Origin of the sequence: Clostridium sp. (genome assembly GCF_050717535.1) — a bacterium.
In the GTDB taxonomy this organism is placed as follows: Bacteria; Bacillota; Clostridia; order Clostridiales; family Clostridiaceae; genus Clostridium_AD.
Window position 1 is genome coordinate 13,378 of sequence record NZ_JBOITM010000080.1, and the last position, 16,551, is coordinate 29,928.

Sequence of the window (16,551 nt, forward strand, 5' to 3'; positions counted from 1 at the left end):
TAATATATTACAATTCTGTTAATAAATAATTTAGGAGGCGTTGAAATGGTATCTTTTATTTTAGCAATTATTGCTCTTGTTGTAGGTTATTTTATTTATGGTACATTCGTAGAAAAAATTTTTGGGGCAGACGAGTCAATTCAAACCCCGGCTGTAAGGTTGGCAGATGGTGTGGATTTTGTTCAGATGCCTGCTTGGAAAATTTTCTTGATTCAATTTCTTAATATAGCAGGACTAGGTCCTATATTTGGTGCGATTGCAGGAGCAATGTGGGGACCAGCAGCATTTTTATGGATTGTTTTTGGCTGTATATTTGCTGGAGGAGTTCATGATTATTTTTCAGGTATGTTATCGGTAAGACATGATGGTGCAAGTATACCTGAAGTTGTGGGAAAATATATGGGTAATGGATTTAAAAACTTTATGAGAGTGTTTTCAGTAATACTTTTAGTGCTTGTAGGAGTTGTATTTGTAAGTGGACCAGCAAGTATATTACAAGGGTTAACAGGAATGAATCTTCAAGTACTAATATATATTATATTCGCGTATTATTTGTTAGCAACAATGATTCCCATAGATAAACTTATAGGAAAAATATATCCTATTTTTGGAGCATGTCTATTCATTATGGCATTTGGAGTAGCTGGTGCTTTGATTTTAGGAGGATACCATATTCCAGAAATAATACCAGCTAATTTAATAAATATGCATTCAAAACCAGGCTCTAATCCAATATTTCCTATGTTATTCATAACCATTGCTTGTGGAGCTATTTCAGGTTTTCACGCAACTCAATCACCATTAATGGCAAGATGTATAAGTAGTGAAAAACAAGGTAAAAAAATATTTTATGGTGCAATGATAGCAGAGGGTGTAATTGCATTAATTTGGGCAGCAGCAGCAATGAGTTTCTTTGGAGGGGTAAATGAATTAAATGCTACTATGGCTATAAAAGGTCATACAGCAGCTTGGGTAGTAAATCAAGTTTCAATTAGTTTACTTGGAAAAGTTGGTGGAATCTTGGCTATACTTGGAGTTGTAGCTTGTCCTATAACTTCTGGAGATACAGCATTTAGAAGTGCAAGACTTACTATAGCTGATACGTTTAAATTTAAACAAGGTCCTCTTAAAAATAGATTCCTAATCAGTATTCCATTATTTGTAGTAGGATTCATGTTAACTAAAATAGATTTTGCTATAATATGGAGATACTTTGGATGGTCTAATCAAACTTTAGCTACTATAGTATTATGGACAGCAGGAATGTACTTGGTCACTATAGGGAAAAGACATTGGATTGCAACGGTGCCAGCTACATTTATGACAGCGGTATGTACTTCTTACATTTTAATAGCACCAGAGGGATTTAAGCTATCTCAAAGTATTTCCTACCCAATAGGAATTATAGGAGCAATTGCGGCTATGGTAATTTTCTTAATGGCAGCAAAAAAAATAGTAGTAAAACAGACACAAGAAAATAAAGTAGCAAACATGTAAAAATTAAACAATACAAATAAAAAAAACTTATCACCATAATATTATGGTGATAAGCTTTTTTATAGAATCCAAACTATATATTACAAATTTTGATAAAATAATCGATATAAAAGCATTCTATGTACATTTATTGTTTATTCATGTATGAAATCGTCTTCAAATCACAAAAATATATTACAATTATGTTAACAAATAAATAGGAGGCGTTCATATGATATCGTTTATTTTAGCAATCATTGCACTTATAGCAGGGTATTTTATTTATGGCACAATTGTAGAAAAAGTATTTGGGGCAGATGAGACTAAACAGACTCCAGCTATTAGGCTAGCAGATGGTGTAGATTTTGTCGAGATGCCTGAATGGAAGATCTTTTTAATTCAATTTCTTAATATTGCAGGGCTAGGTCCTATATTCGGAGCAATTGCAGGCGCAATGTGGGGTCCAGTAGCATTTTTATGGATTGTATTTGGATGTATCTTTGCAGGTGGAGTTCACGATTATTTTTCAGGTATGTTATCAGTAAGGCATGATGGCGCAAGTATTCCTGAAGTTGTAGGAATATATCTTGGTAAAGGTTTTAAAAACTTTATGAGAGTGTTTTCAGTTATAGTTTTAGTACTAGTAGGAGTAGTTTTTGTAACTGGACCTGCAGGTATATTAAATAGTTTAACAGGGATGAATGTTACAACATTAGTATATATTATATTCGCATATTACTTAATTGCAACAATGGTTCCAATAGATAAGCTTATTGGAAAAATATATCCTATTTTCGGTTTTTGTTTGTTAATTATGGCAGTTGGAATTGCTGGAGCATTAATTTTCGGAGGATACCATATCCCAGAAATAACACCAGCTAATTTGATAAATATGCATTCGGCTCCAGGCTCACACCCAATATTCCCTATGTTATTCATAACTATTGCTTGTGGAGCTATTTCAGGTTTTCACGCAACACAATCACCACTAATGGCAAGATGTATATCTAGTGAAAAGCAAGGTAAAAAAATATTTTATGGTTCTATGATAACTGAAGGTATAGTTGCATTAATTTGGGCAGCTGCAGCAATGAGCTTCTTTGGAGGAGTAGAACAGTTAAATGCTACTATGGCAATTCCAGGTCATACAGCAGCATGGGTAGTAAATGAATCTTCAATTAGTTTACTTGGCAAGGTTGGCGGAATATTGGCTATACTTGGAGTTGTAGCATGTCCTATAACTTCTGGTGATACAGCATTCAGAAGTGCAAGATTAACTATAGCTGATGCATTAAAATTTAAACAAGGTCCTATTAAAAATAGATTCCTAATTAGTATTCCATTATTTATAGTGGGGTTCATGTTAACTAGGATGGATTTTGCAATAATATGGAGATACTTTGGATGGTCTAACCAAACATTAGCTACTATAGTATTATGGACAGCAGGTATGTATATGGTTAATATAGGTAAGAAACATTGGATGGCAACCATTCCGGCTACATTTATGACGGCGGTATGTACCACTTACATTTTAATAGCACCAGAGGGATTTAAGTTATCTCAAATGATTTCACTTCCAGTAGGAATTATAGCAGCAATAGCAGCAATGGTAATTTTCTTAAAAGCAGCAAAAAAGGTAGAAGTGAAAAATAGCATTAAAATGTAAGCTTTTTATAAATCTCATTTATAAAATAAAAAAGCTGTTAACATAATTATTATGTTAACAGCTTTTACTTATATATTTTTTATAATTTCACCATTTACCATTACAAATTCTACTTTACTTCTTAAATCAAAGGGATGTCCATTATATATAACAATATCAGCATCTTTTCCAATTTCTAAGCTTCCAACCCTATCCGCTATATCAAGTATTTCTGCAGCATTTATGGTTATAGCTTTAAGAGCTTCTTCTTCGTCCATACCTTCCCTTGCCGCAATACCTGCACATACTGGAAGATATTGAAGAGGAATTACTGGATGATCTGTCATTATAGCTACCTTTAACCCGGCTTTGGAAAGGATTCCAGGTGTTTTAAAAGTTAGATTTTGAAGTTCTACTTTTGATCTAGTGGATAATGCTGGACCTAGGATTATTCCCTTTTGAATGCCTTCTTTTAAATAATCTATAATTAAGTGGCCCTCTGTGCAATGGTCAAGGGTTATATCTATGTCAAATTCCTTTGCAATTCTAAGTGCAGTAAGAATGTCATCGGCCCTATGAGCATGAGCTTTTAAAGGTATTTCTTTTCTTATAACCTTCGCTAGAGCTTCCATTTTTATATCAAAATCGGGTATTTTATCCGGATTTTCTTTGGATTTGTTCTGTTTTTCTACATACATCTTAGCTTTAAAAAGATTTTCTCGAAGGATTGCAGCAGTGCCCATTCTTGTACTTGGAGATTTTTTTTGGGCATGATATACTCTTTTAGGATTTTCACCAAAGGCTACCTTCATAGCAAGACAATCATTTACAATCATATCGTCAATCCTATCACCGTAGGTTTTAATAACTGCAAACTGTCCACCAATTACATTAGCACTGCCAGGACCGGTTGCAACAGTTGTTATTCCAGCTTGTACAGCATCATTAAAACAAAGATCTCTAGGGTTAATGGCATCTATTGCTCTTAAATGAGGAGTAACTGGGTCAACGGCTTCATTACCATCAGCACCTTCAAAGCCCATTCCGTCCTCCCACATTCCAAGGTGGCAGTGAGCATCAATCATTCCTGGCATAACAAATTTACCTTTAGCATCAATGAGTTCTGCATTAGCCGGTGGCCTTACGTCATCTCCAATAGCAATAATTTTACCTTGATCAACTAAAATCATTCCATTTTCAAAATTTTGCTTAGCCATTGTATGGATATTTGCATTTTTAATTAAAATCATATAAAAACCTCCTGAATTTTTAGCGACTTATAGCAAAATAAAGTAAAATAGTCATTTTGCTATAATAATATTAATATATTGGAAATAGTATACTGAGAATATTATAACATATTTTTATGACCACTAATAAATACAAATGCACAAAAATTAAGCATTATTTTTAAGATGAATTGTACCCCTGTAACTTTGATGCTAACTTACATGGGAGTAATGATATTATCAGGTAAAAGTAGATAAAATTTCAACAGATAAATAGTAATACTATAAAAAAGCTGATTAGAAAGTAAAATTTTCTAATCAGCTTTTTTATTAATTATTATGTTTAAAAGATATTATTTATTATCTTCTATGCTCCACAAGATCAATTGATCCTAGTACAATGTGTGCTAGTCCAAATCCAATTACACCTGCTTCAATCATAGGAAGCATATTTTTCTTTTTCATATTAGACCTAGATAGTGTAGCGCCGGTAGCAGTAACAACTGCGCCTAACATAGTTGGTATTAATCCTTCACGCATACTAAAAACCTCCTTTTTAATATTATATTATTATGTTTTACAAATAAGAGATTTTTAATACTGTAAAATATATAGAATATATGCTTTATATTTCTAGTGGATTAATCATTAAAATTTTTCAGAAATTTATTCAGTGAGTTATTTTTTGTTTTTTGACTTTCGTAATTAGAAGAATGATCATTATTATTATTGTCTTTATTTCCTTCCTTAACTATAGAGGGTTTTTCCTCTATAGAAATATTTTTATTACTCTTAATATGGATACTAATAATTTTTTTGTCATTTATATATTTATCATTTATGAAGTTTTCAGCTTTAGCCTCTTTAACTAAAAGCTCAAGACCATTGTCTATAGATTTATTAGTTAGTACAATATTATTAAGAATTAGAGAACCATCAGAATCTAGTGCTTTAGAGCCAATAATTTTATTCCATCTACTAGCTTCAATAGAAATGGAAGGATTAATGCTAAGTACTAAGGTTGTAACTGGAGTGTAGTATGCATATGCTACAATACTAGAGATACATATAAACATCAAGGATGCCGCAGTTACCATATATTTGTAAATGAATGCAGGTTTCCTACATAATTCTCCTGTGTGAATCTCACCTACTTTAGGTAATGCTTTACGGAATTCTTATTTTTTCGAAAAAAATCTATCAGCGCATTTTTAATAATGATTTTACTAAAACCATAAAAATTAACTTTAGTTTTATCATATTTATTGCAGGCTATGTTAAAAGCCATAAGGAAAATACTTAGTTCTTCATCATTTTCCCAAATCAAATGCCTTTTGCATATTTTACTTGTAATTGAATAAATAAAGCCTTTGTTAGCTTCAATAAAATTGTTGCGATTTTCGGAAGTTAATTCATCTATATTAAAACTTTGTTCTTCATCTAAACTGGAGATTGTTTTTTTCTTTTTATGAAAAAGAAGTTTTAAGTTCATTTGTACACCCCTTATATTCTGTATACGTAAATACTACCAATTATAAGAGGGAAAAGAAACACAAATAAATTTTTAAGAGGAATATAAGGAATTAGAGATGATAATATGAAAAACAATAGTAAATCATCAATGAAAGAAATTAATGTATTAATTTAGAATAAAAGTTTTCTTATAGGGTGAAATTTTGAGTAGTATAGGAATTAATAATGAACTTAGAGGGGAATAATATAAACTAAGTTATTAAATAAATTTAAGGAGAGAAAATTATGCCAAAAAAAGGAATGAGTAGACCACAAGTTCAACCTAAAGGTGATAATAATAAAAAAATGAAGAATAAAGATGTGAAAGAAGTTCCGGAAGTAGGAAAGTAAAAAAATTGGATTAAAGCAAATTAAACACCATGTTGGGCATAGCTCAACATGGTGTTTAATTACCAATAGTTGGTTAACGTGATTACTAAATTTGCGATTTATTCATATAACCCAAATCCAGTTATAACTAGTGTGTCCCAATCAGTTTCCTCATTTTTAACCCAATCATATTCAATGCAAAGTTGTTTTAACCAAGCATTAAGGCCACTACTTTTTTTACTTGCATTTGGCGCTTGTCTTCCAAAACTTTCTTTTATGGTTTCAAGTAATTCTATTTGATCGTCTTTTGCTAGTTCATTATCTAACATTTCTTCTATAACATCACAGCATTCTTCATAACATTTTTTATCCTCAGCATACAATTCATCGGCGAGTAACTGCCTTTTGTTATTTAGTGTATCTCGGACAACATTAATTTCTTCTAAGTTTGATAAGTACTTTTTAGCTATGTTCATAGCGGCAATATCATTATCTATTCTAATTATTGCTCTTTCTAACTTCGCATTTCTCATTTTAATCTTCTCACTTTACATTTTTTATTTAGTCATTGATTAAGGCATCTTGAAAAAGATAACTAGTATGAAGGCTTGTTATTTTTTTCAAGATGCCTAATGACAATAAATTAATTATATCATAAATTCACTATGATACAAAACCCTGTTTATATTCTTTTAAATTAAACTAATTTACTTAATAATTTAACAATTAGCTATTCGCGCAGCTAATACTTTATTTATCTTTTTAAAGAAAATAATCGCTTCTTACTTATTGTGGTGTTTAGCTGAATAATTTTTCAAAAAGTCAATAATACTATTAAAGTCATTACAATTAACTTATTTATTAGAAAAAGGTTAAGAAAAAAAAAAATACCTTTAAAAATTTTAAAAAGTATGTTAAATTTAGAAAAATAGATAAGTAAATGCAATTTTTAGGATTAGACAAGTTATTTTAGGAATAATTCATACATGTATAATTTGTTAGTAATAAATAAAGTTTATTCTCGATAATATGATGAGATGAGGGGTATATATGAATAATAGAAAAGAATATTTAAAGGATGTAACAAAAATTGTAGTGAAGGTAGGAACTTCTACATTAACTCATTCTACAGGATTATTAAATTTGAAACGTATTGAAAATCTAGCATGTCAATTAGCGGATATTCATAATGGTGGAATTCAAGTTGTACTAGTCACCTCTGGGTCTATAGGGGCTGGTATGGGAAGATTAGGGCTTAAAGTAAGACCAAAAACAATGAGGGAGAAACAAGCCGCAGCAGCTGTGGGTCAAGGAATCTTGATTCACATGTACGAAAAATTTTTTTCCGAGTATGGTAAAACTATAGCACAAATTCTTTTGACAAAAGAGGATATTGTAGATAAAAAAAGATCTTTAAATGTTCATAATACATTTAATACACTTCTTACACAAGGGGTTATTCCAGTGGTAAATGAAAATGATGCTGTAGCTATTGATGAGATAAAGGTTGGTGATAATGATACATTAGCTGCTATGGTTACAAGTCTAATTGATGCAGATTTACTTATAATACTTTCAGATATCGATGGTTTATACGATTCCAATCCAAGAACAAATCCTAATGCAAAAATTATTTATAATGTAAAAAAAATAACTGATGAAATTAAGTCTGCTGCGAAAGGTGCAGGGTCAAAACTTGGAACTGGTGGTATGGCAACTAAAATTAAGGCAGCAGAAATTGTGGTAGCTACAAATGCCTCTATGATTATTGCAGAAGGTGCTGAGCCGAATATTATTTATGATATTTTGGACGGCAGGGAAATAGGTACATTATTTGAGCGAAATACAAAGTAATGAATGATGAGGAGGAGAAAAATTGAATTTTCAAGATTATATTATAGATATAGGTAAAAGTGCTAAAGAGTCTGCTAGAATTATGGTTACGGTTAGCACTGATGTGAAAAATAATGCGCTTGTGAACATGGCACAAGCATTGAAAAATAATGAAAGTCTTATAATAGAAGCAAATACTGTGGATATGGAATTAGGTAGAAAAAATAATTTATCAGAGGCAATGCTTGATAGGCTAATGATTAACCAGCAGAGAATTGAAAACATGGCAACTGGACTTGAAAATGTAGCATCACTTCCAGATCCAATAGGTGAAGGGGTAAAAAGATGGAAAAGGCCAAATAACTTAGATATTTCCATGGTAAGAGTACCACTTGGTGTAATAGGTATGATATATGAGTCAAGGCCAAATGTAACTGTAGATGCAGCTGCACTATGTTTAAAAGCTGGCAATTCAATAATACTTAGAGGTGGTTCAGAAGCTATAAACACTAATATAGCTTTAGCTAAGGTTATTAAAAAAGCTGCCACGGAATCAGGGCTTCCAGAAGGTTGTATTCAGCTTATTGAAATGGTAGATAGAGAACTCGTAAATAGTTTAATAAAGCTAAATGATTATGTAGACGTAATTATTCCTAGAGGTGGAGTGGGTCTTAAAAAAGCTATTATTGCAAATGCAACTGTACCAGTGATTGAAACTGGGGCAGGGGTATGTCATATATATGTGGATTCAGAGGCTGATTTAAGTATGGCGGAAGAAATAGTAGTTAATGCTAAAACCCAAAGACCGGGAGTTTGTAATGCAGTAGAAACAATACTTGTACATGAAAATATCGCAAGTGAATTTTTGCCAAGACTTTCTCAAAGACTTTATGGACTAGGGGTGGAAATTAGAGTATGTAAGAAAGGAAATGAAATTCTAATAGGTGCAAAGGATGCAGTGGAAGAAGACTGGTCTACAGAGTATTTGGATTTAATACTTTCAATCAAAGTTGTTGAGTCAATGGAAGAGGCCATTGATCATATTTTCAAGTATGGAACAAAACATTCAGAGGTTATAGTAACAAACAATTATACTAAATCTCAAAAATTCTTGAAGGAAGTAGATGCTTCTTGTGTATATGTAAATGCTTCAACAAGATTTACTGATGGCTCAGAATTTGGATTTGGCGCAGAAATAGGTATAAGCACTCAAAAGCTTCATGCAAGGGGACCTATGGGACTTGAGCAACTTACAACTACAAAATATCTTATATATGGGGAGGGGCAAGTTAGAAAATAGGAAGATATTTGGATTTAAAGCACTATACATATTATTGAATTTTAATAGTATCTATAGTGCTTTTTAATAATTATAAATCATGTGGAAAAGCAATTCTTTTTTCATTTTTTGTATTTATATAGTCTAATAATATGTGTTAAAATAAAGATGAAGATATATATTTTTTATGTTTATACTATATTAAGATATTATTAATGTTTAATCATAAAAATATGCGACTATAAATGGAGGTTTAGAATTTTGATTGATAATGTTTTTAATATAATACAAAGAAATTTACATTCACAACATAAGATTCATGAATCTTTCCGATTTGCAATACTCCTTGCAATTGTGGGTGGATTTTTGGATTCTTATACATACATAGGAAGGGGCGGTGTATTTGCTAATGCCCAAACTGGAAATATTGTGCTCGTAGCTATATATGCTTCGAAAGGAGAATGGATGCATTCAGTGGCCCATATTCCACCTATATTCGCTTTTATAATTGGAATAATTACTACCCAATTAATACAAGATAATTCATCACGTTTATTTATACTAAGTTGGCAACGGGCAGTTTTAATTTTTGAAATTATAGTCTTTTTTATCATAGGATTTATACCTAACACCATACCGAATATTATTGTGACTGTTACAGTTTCGTTTATGGCTTCGGTTCAAGTAGCCTCGTTTCCTAAACTAGTTGATTCCGCATATAGTTCAACTATGTCCACAGGAAATTTGAGATCAGCTTCGAAGGCCGCATATATTGCTTTTGTTAAGAGGGATCGTGAATCAGCTATTCGAAGTATTCGTCTTTTTATTGTAGTTCTCTCATTTTTCTTTGGGGCCTTTTTAGGTGGAATTTTAACATTTGATTTTGGTGTCAAAGCAATATGGGGTGCTGTAATTGTACTGATTTTTGCTCTTATATTATTTAATATTTACGAATGAAAATAAAACAAATGCATTCTCAGTATCGAAGAAATATGGTGAATTTTAATATAAAATATGATACACTTAAATTAGTAATAAAGGATTGGGAGGATATACATGTTTGATTTGAATATAGGACAAGTAGCAGCATTTGTTACAGCTATTTGTTGGACAATAACTCCTATTGCTTTTGAAGCAGCTGGAAAAAGAGTAGGTTCACTTTCTGTAAATTTTATAAGACTTATTATAGCATTTTTGCTAATAGGTATATTTACTTTATTTACTAGAGGAATGTTTTTGCCACTTGATGCTTCGGGGACTACGTGGATATGGCTAAGTATTTCCGGAATTATAGGATTTGTTTTAGGAGACCTATTTTTATTTGAAGCCTTTGTGCTTATAGGTTCACGCATATCCTTATTAATTATGGCAGTAGTGCCACCAATAACAGCATTAATTGGATTTCTTATTTTAGGCGAAAGGCTTACAGTTTTAGATCTTTTAGGAATGTTTATAACTATGAGTGGTATTTTTCTTGTTATATTAGTGAAAGGCTCTAAGGGGAAAAAAGTAAAATTGTCTCATCCTATTAAGGGCATTTCATATGCATTCGTTGGTGCTATAGGGCAGGCTGCAGGTATGGTCTTCAGTAAACTAGGTATGGGTAGTTACGATGCTTTTGCTGCTACTCAAATTCGAATTATTTCTGCTACAGTTGTATTTGCAATAATAATTACCTTGAAAAAAAATTGGGGTAAATTAGCTTTAGCATTAAAAGATTTTAAGGCTATAAAATATATTATCATAGGGTCATTTTTTGGTCCCTTTATAGGGGTATCTCTATCCTTATTGGCTATTCAATATATATCTACAGGTGTAGCATCAACAATTGCCTCAACTTCACGTATATTAATTATACCTATTGCTATGATTGTATTTAAAGAAAAGGTATCAGCAAAAGAGGTATTGGGAGCAGCTATAACTATTGTTGGAGTTGCATTATTTTTTATCTGAAGATAATTTTAATAATTTAACAATAAATAACATAATATAAGGAATATTGATGATAAAATTAAATTATACTTTATTAACAATAAAAATTTTGGCTAAAGAATGAATAACTCATAATCAGATGCACATAAAAATTTCAGAATGTTTTGGGGAGGGGCTGGTATTATGACAATTAATTACGCACACAGAGGTGCAAGTGCATATTACCCGGAAAATACACTGATTTCATTTGAAAAGGCTATAGAAATGGGAGCTACAGGCATTGAAACAGATGTACAGCTAACGAAGGATGGTATATTAGTACTTATTCATGACGAGATGGTTAATAGGACAACTGATGGAGAGGGACTAGTAAAGGACTATACCTATAAGGAGCTAAATAAATTAGATGCTGGAAGCTGGATGGGTGAGAAATTTGCAGGAGCTAAAATACCTACTGTTGAGGAACTCATTTACTTAACTTTAGATAGTGATATTGTTATTAATTTCGAAATTAAAAATGGAATAGTAATATATGAAGACATTGAGCAAAAGTTAATTGATTTAATTTATAAGCATAAGATAAATCACAAAGTTATTTTATCAAGTTTTAATCATTACTCTATAGCTAAGTGCAATAAAATATCTAAAGCTATTAATACCGGAGTATTGTATATGGAAGGAATTTATAAACCATATAATTATGCAAGCACTGTTGGGGCGAAAGCTATCCATCCATATGTTCTTGCAATAAATGAGGAAGTAATTAAAGAAACTAAAAAGCACAAAACTCAGATTAATGTGTTCACTGTGGATGATGAAGAGAAAATGAAATTTTTATTAGATATGAAGGTTGATGGTATTATAACTAATTGTCCAGATAAACTCCATAAATTAATGTTAGATAATAATAGAAAAGCAGAATTATAAAAAAGCATTTTTGTTATGGATAGGATCTTCTAATTGGTATTATTAAAGAATGTAGGGTACATAATTGTACGATATGTTCTTTTTTTATTTATTAAAAACTTATAAAAATTACAGAAGTATTTACAATCTTTAATATGAATTGTTATTAATATGTCACCGTTTATGTGGGAAAAAATGATACTATATAAGTAAAATCATTATAATCCACAGAGAGGATAGGGGAAATCATGAAAAACAGGGGTAAGTTATACATAGCTTTAGGCTTATTATGTGAAGTCTATTTTATAGGAACAATAATATTTGGAGGGAGAGTAACTTTTGCAGAGTTTTATTTGGCTCTGGGGGTATTATTGATAACACTTGGATTAATTAGAACTAAAAGTAAAAAAGAATATATTTTACTGAAACCCGGCAAAATTCGAAGTGCAATAAAAATATGCTTTTTTATAGGACTAGCGTCCTTTGTAGTTATTGAAGGATGCATAATTGGATCGGCTGTATCAAAGCATAAAGAGAAAAGTGATTATTTAATGATTTTAGGTGCAGGTCTTAGAGGCGAAGTTCCTTCAACGGCACTTTATCAACGGCTTTATGCTAGTTTAGAATATATTGAAATCAATCCTAGTGTTAAAATAGTAGTTTCAGGAGGAAAAGGTTCTGGTGAGAGTATTACTGAAGCAGAGGCTATGAAAAGATTTTTAGTTAACCATGGAGTAGCAGGTGCTCAGATAATAAAAGAAGAAAAATCAACAGACACTTTAGAAAATATGAAATTTACAGCAGAGGTTTTGAAAAAACTAGACAAAAGTAAAAATATAGAAATAACAATTGTAACAAATAATTTTCATATGTTTAGAGCAAAATTTTTAGCACAAAGGCAGGGCTTAAAGGTATATGGTTATCCGGCACCACTTCATCCTATGCTAATTCCTACTTGTTTTGTCAGGGAGTATTTAGCGGTAATAAATTCCTATATATTCGATAGGTAATTGTGGACTGAAATTTTTCTTATATTATACTATAAAGAAAAGTATATATCACTAGGAATGCATTCATTTCGTCAAGTAATTCTAAAATTTATTTTATTTACAGTTGCTAAAAACCGCAAACTCGTTATCGCTCAAACATGCGATTTTCTTTACGCACCTGAAAATAAAATAAATTGTGAATTACTAAGGCTTATTCAAATGCATTTTACGTGATATATACTTTTGTTAGCATAATATAAGAAAAATAGTAGTTTCTGAATTGTTATTTAAGTAATTGCATAGGGTGTTATAAACTGGCTTAGCGATTTCATATGCTATCATTACTTGAATTTTAATTGATAACAATATACAGTTCAATGAATAATTATTCACAAATGATTGTTCAAAAAATAATCTTATGTCAATTAATTAGAATTTACACTGCGTTAAACGGCTTAAACACGAGAAGTGCGGCATAAATTAATTAAAATATATTTTTAGATATTACATTATACTATTGACTTATGTATTAAAATGCAATACAATGTATAAAAGAAACAATCTGGTTTAATAATTTAGGGGGTAATATAAATGCCAAATACACAATTATTTCAATCAAAGCAGGAATTAGTGGGTTTTATTTCGGAATATCTTATAAAACATGATGATACTATAGCAATCATAAAAAAAGATTTAAGAAAAGATGTTATTAACTCTTTACTTATAAATGAAAATTTTAATATCTTTAAAGATCTTTCTGATGAGGAAGAAAATGTTTTGTTCTTAATTAAGACTGGCGATAAGCAAGGAAAGAATTTAAGCATTAAGATTTGTGATGCGCATAATAAAAACACTAAAGCTTTTAAAATGGTGGATATTGATAATATACTACTTGTAGATAATTTAATCACAAGTGATGAAGCTAAAAGTATTACTTACTATAAAGAAATTACTAAAATGACATTACAATAAATCTTGTCTAACTTGCATTTAACTAATCTGAAATCAATTCATACAAGAGATCAAGAACCTTGGGCTTTTGATGAAATAACTGAGAAAATATATAAAATAACGATATAGGTTACTCCCATATCTTTATGACATGATGTGGACTTCAGAGAACAAGGGACTTCCAGTAATAAGGCCCTTAATGCTACATTATCAGCAGGATCAAAAAACTTATGAAATTAATGAAGAATTTATGTTTGGTGAAAACATTCTTGTGGCTCCAGTTTTAGAGCAAGGCTAAAAGGCAAGAACTGTATATTTACCACAAGGAACTTGGATAGATTATTGGACAAAAGAAGTTATAGAAGGAGAAAGATATATTATTCATTTTGAAATTGTTGAAGATAACAAAAAAAAACTACCTTTGTAGTTTCGGTTGGAAATTCAAAAATAGACATAAGATAATAAGAACCAAGGCAACGATAAAAACCCCAATTTACCTTGGGGTTTTCACCATTTGAAAGAGCTTTTAAAGAATATGATTTAGTATAATTGAGTCAACTGTAAAATGAAAATTATTTGTTAGGAGAATAAAATAAAGATCACTTAACATTTAATAGTTTTGCCATAATATATTTATTTATACAAATATTATTATACAAAAAAAATTACTCGGGATTGTTTTTATAATTTACGGCCACATCTTGTTCCTGCAGCAAGGTTATTGAAAGATTTACTATTATCTTTTCTTTGATAGTATGAAATTCCATTTCTATAGGAAAGTTTTTATTAAAGGGTGATTTATCCATAAGAGTATATGTTTCGTGAATTTTAGCTTCTTTTATTTCGCAATTTATAGGATGAATGCCATAATCAATATATTTTTTAATATTTACACAATGTGATGATATATATATGGGTATATAATCTGGATTTTTTTCTTTAGATAAAACTGGGGGAGTTTTAAACTGGATTAAAGTAGTACATTTAAAAGGAATATAAGTTATTACACTTTGAGAAGCTAAATTAATTATCCCATTATGAACATCTTTTGCTATATAAAAATCTAATTTATTTCTAATAAAGCCTTCCAAAAAAAGTTTTCCACTTAAGGAAGGAGAAATATCATGGTTATCATAGATTGGGAGCAGTATACTATTAGTTAAATATAAGTCCTTTTTAATGTTTTTTATATCTAATGCAGAATTTTCTGATTTAAGAATTGATTCAATAGGTATGTCTATGTTCTTTTCTGTTAGTACAATATTTAACATAGTCACTACGGGCTCATTAGTACCGACGGGTGCAATATTAATCCCACTATTTAAAGGAAATGTATGCGAATTAATAATTTCAGATTTTTCTTTGTAACTACAATTATTTGGGTTTACACTGTTTGTATTCTTAATATCGTCAGTGGTGTAAATACTATTATCAATTTCATTTTTTCCATTTATACATTTCGGTTCATTTCCAATATTTACTTGTTGTATAGGAGGTATGCATTCTGTATTGATTTTATCTTTCCATTCTTTTTCTACACTTAAATTATTTGAGTTCATGTTACTTTTATTATTCACTAAGTTTTTTTTGATTGGTTTATTTCCGAATACATTACAAGGCAATTGTTCTAATAGTTCCCAAATAATAAGTAGTTGTAACATGCCTAAATTATCATAGTTATTGAATGGTATCATTAAAATTCTCCTTTACTTTAGAAATTTGGCATCTTAAATAGACTAGAATATGCTGACTAGTTATTCTTTAGTTGTCTTATGTATTTAGGTATCATTAATATAAAACAAAACTATTTTATAATAATGGCCGTTCTTCTAACATAATATTAATTTTAGAAGAACGGCTATGATTAAATGACTATAAAATATTTACTTGTTGTAATTGTAATACTTTAACCGTTACATATATAACCATTTTTTCGATTACTTTATCATAAAGTTGTACATTAAATTCAGAATAAGTGTCTACGGGATTTCTATGAAGATCTTCTTCAATAATTCTTACTAATTCTAATTCACAGTATGGTTTTTCAGTAAAAGGTACAACATCTTCAAAAGATTGTTGACAACCTAACTTTCCAATAACAGTTCCGGTACAGTCATGACACGCACAACCACTTAAATAATCTATTTCAGTTTGAATTCCACGAACATTAATTATTGGTGCTATAGCATATATAACTTCTGTTACTGTTGTAAATGGGACATCTATTGTTGTATGAGCTATTCTACCACTTACAATTTTATCTTCTACACAGTCAGCAGTAGCATACTCTATATTTTTTCTTACAAATCCACTTATAAATAACTTCCCGGATATGGGGATGCCAATAGGGCTTACGTTTGTCCTTGGAAGTAGTTCACATTGGGTTAAATATACATTTTTCTTTATTCTTTTAATTTCAAAGTAGGGTTCTTGTAATCTAAACTCAGCTTCAACATCTATTTGAAT

16 protein-coding genes and 1 pseudogene are annotated in these 16,551 nt (G+C 30.4%); 10 read left to right on the forward strand and 7 right to left on the reverse strand.

Translation table 11 applies throughout. The features are described 5' to 3' along the window. Positions 1 to 45 precede the first annotated feature (45 nt). Entirely contained in the window at positions 46 to 1,497 is a 1,452-nt protein-coding gene (locus ACREVU_RS16155; protein WP_431552632.1) for a carbon starvation CstA family protein, read from the forward strand. A gap of 211 nt (positions 1,498 to 1,708) precedes the next feature. Next, positions 1,709 to 3,145, forward strand: coding sequence for a carbon starvation CstA family protein (locus ACREVU_RS16160; protein WP_431552633.1), 1,437 nt, complete (start codon positions 1,709 to 1,711; stop codon positions 3,143 to 3,145). A 68-nt stretch (positions 3,146 to 3,213) separates the two neighbouring features. Here ACREVU_RS16160 and ACREVU_RS16165 read toward each other — a convergent pair whose 3' ends face one another. From ACREVU_RS16165 to ACREVU_RS16185, 5 genes are all read right to left on the reverse strand, one after another. Continuing rightward, the gene (locus ACREVU_RS16165) at positions 3,214 to 4,374 is read right to left on the reverse strand and encodes an amidohydrolase (protein ID WP_431552634.1); all 1,161 of its coding nucleotides are present in this window, start codon (positions 4,372 to 4,374) and stop codon (positions 3,214 to 3,216) included. Positions 4,375 to 4,713: 339 nt separating this feature from the next. Then, complete coding sequence (locus ACREVU_RS16170; RefSeq protein ID WP_431552635.1) at positions 4,714 to 4,893, reverse strand: asparagine synthase; 180 nt, start codon at positions 4,891 to 4,893, stop codon at positions 4,714 to 4,716. Positions 4,894 to 4,994: 101 nt separating this feature from the next. Next, positions 4,995 to 5,450, reverse strand: coding sequence for an anti-sigma-I factor RsgI family protein (locus ACREVU_RS16175; protein ID WP_431552636.1), 456 nt, complete (start codon positions 5,448 to 5,450; stop codon positions 4,995 to 4,997). A 53-nt stretch (positions 5,451 to 5,503) separates the two neighbouring features. Beyond that, the gene (locus ACREVU_RS16180; RefSeq protein ID WP_431552637.1) at positions 5,504 to 5,845 is read right to left on the reverse strand and encodes a sigma factor; all 342 of its coding nucleotides are present in this window, start codon (positions 5,843 to 5,845) and stop codon (positions 5,504 to 5,506) included. Between the two features lie 469 nt (positions 5,846 to 6,314). Next, positions 6,315 to 6,728: a hypothetical protein gene (locus tag ACREVU_RS16185; RefSeq protein ID WP_216155640.1), complete on the reverse strand. Its 414-nt coding sequence runs from the start codon at positions 6,726 to 6,728 to the stop codon at positions 6,315 to 6,317. Between the two features lie 517 nt (positions 6,729 to 7,245). Here ACREVU_RS16185 and proB point away from each other — a divergent pair. From proB to ACREVU_RS21365, 8 genes and pseudogenes are all read left to right on the forward strand, one after another. Then, positions 7,246 to 8,049 carry a glutamate 5-kinase gene (gene proB, locus ACREVU_RS16190; protein WP_431552638.1) on the forward strand — a complete coding sequence of 268 codons (804 nt, stop codon included), beginning with the start codon at positions 7,246 to 7,248 and terminating at the stop codon, positions 8,047 to 8,049. A gap of 22 nt (positions 8,050 to 8,071) precedes the next feature. After that, positions 8,072 to 9,328 (forward strand): glutamate-5-semialdehyde dehydrogenase, encoded by a 1,257-nt coding sequence (locus ACREVU_RS16195; protein WP_431552639.1) that lies wholly within the window; start codon positions 8,072 to 8,074, stop codon positions 9,326 to 9,328. A gap of 240 nt (positions 9,329 to 9,568) precedes the next feature. Then, the gene (locus ACREVU_RS16200) at positions 9,569 to 10,264 is read left to right on the forward strand and encodes a YoaK family protein (RefSeq protein WP_431552640.1); all 696 of its coding nucleotides are present in this window, start codon (positions 9,569 to 9,571) and stop codon (positions 10,262 to 10,264) included. A gap of 99 nt (positions 10,265 to 10,363) precedes the next feature. Continuing rightward, complete coding sequence (locus tag ACREVU_RS16205) at positions 10,364 to 11,260, forward strand: DMT family transporter (RefSeq protein WP_431552641.1); 897 nt, start codon at positions 10,364 to 10,366, stop codon at positions 11,258 to 11,260. 162 nt (positions 11,261 to 11,422) lie between these two features. Next, complete coding sequence (locus tag ACREVU_RS16210; protein ID WP_431552642.1) at positions 11,423 to 12,166, forward strand: glycerophosphodiester phosphodiesterase; 744 nt, start codon at positions 11,423 to 11,425, stop codon at positions 12,164 to 12,166. A gap of 227 nt (positions 12,167 to 12,393) precedes the next feature. After that, a complete protein-coding gene (locus ACREVU_RS16215) occupies positions 12,394 to 13,155 on the forward strand; it encodes a YdcF family protein (protein WP_431552643.1) in 762 nt (253 codons plus the stop codon). 570 nt (positions 13,156 to 13,725) lie between these two features. After that, positions 13,726 to 14,106: a hypothetical protein gene (locus ACREVU_RS16220; RefSeq protein ID WP_431552644.1), complete on the forward strand. Its 381-nt coding sequence runs from the start codon at positions 13,726 to 13,728 to the stop codon at positions 14,104 to 14,106. Between the two features lie 178 nt (positions 14,107 to 14,284). Then, positions 14,285 to 14,512: pseudogene (locus ACREVU_RS21365) on the forward strand (glycoside hydrolase family 31 family protein). A gap of 238 nt (positions 14,513 to 14,750) precedes the next feature. Here the strand turns inward: ACREVU_RS21365 and ACREVU_RS16230 are convergent. Beyond that, positions 14,751 to 15,779, reverse strand: a complete 1,029-nt coding sequence (locus ACREVU_RS16230) for a DUF7852 domain-containing protein (RefSeq protein WP_431552645.1) — start codon at positions 15,777 to 15,779, stop codon at positions 14,751 to 14,753. 178 nt (positions 15,780 to 15,957) lie between these two features. Next, the gene (locus tag ACREVU_RS16235; protein ID WP_431552692.1) at positions 15,958 to 16,551 is read right to left on the reverse strand and encodes a CsxC family protein; all 594 of its coding nucleotides are present in this window, start codon (positions 16,549 to 16,551) and stop codon (positions 15,958 to 15,960) included.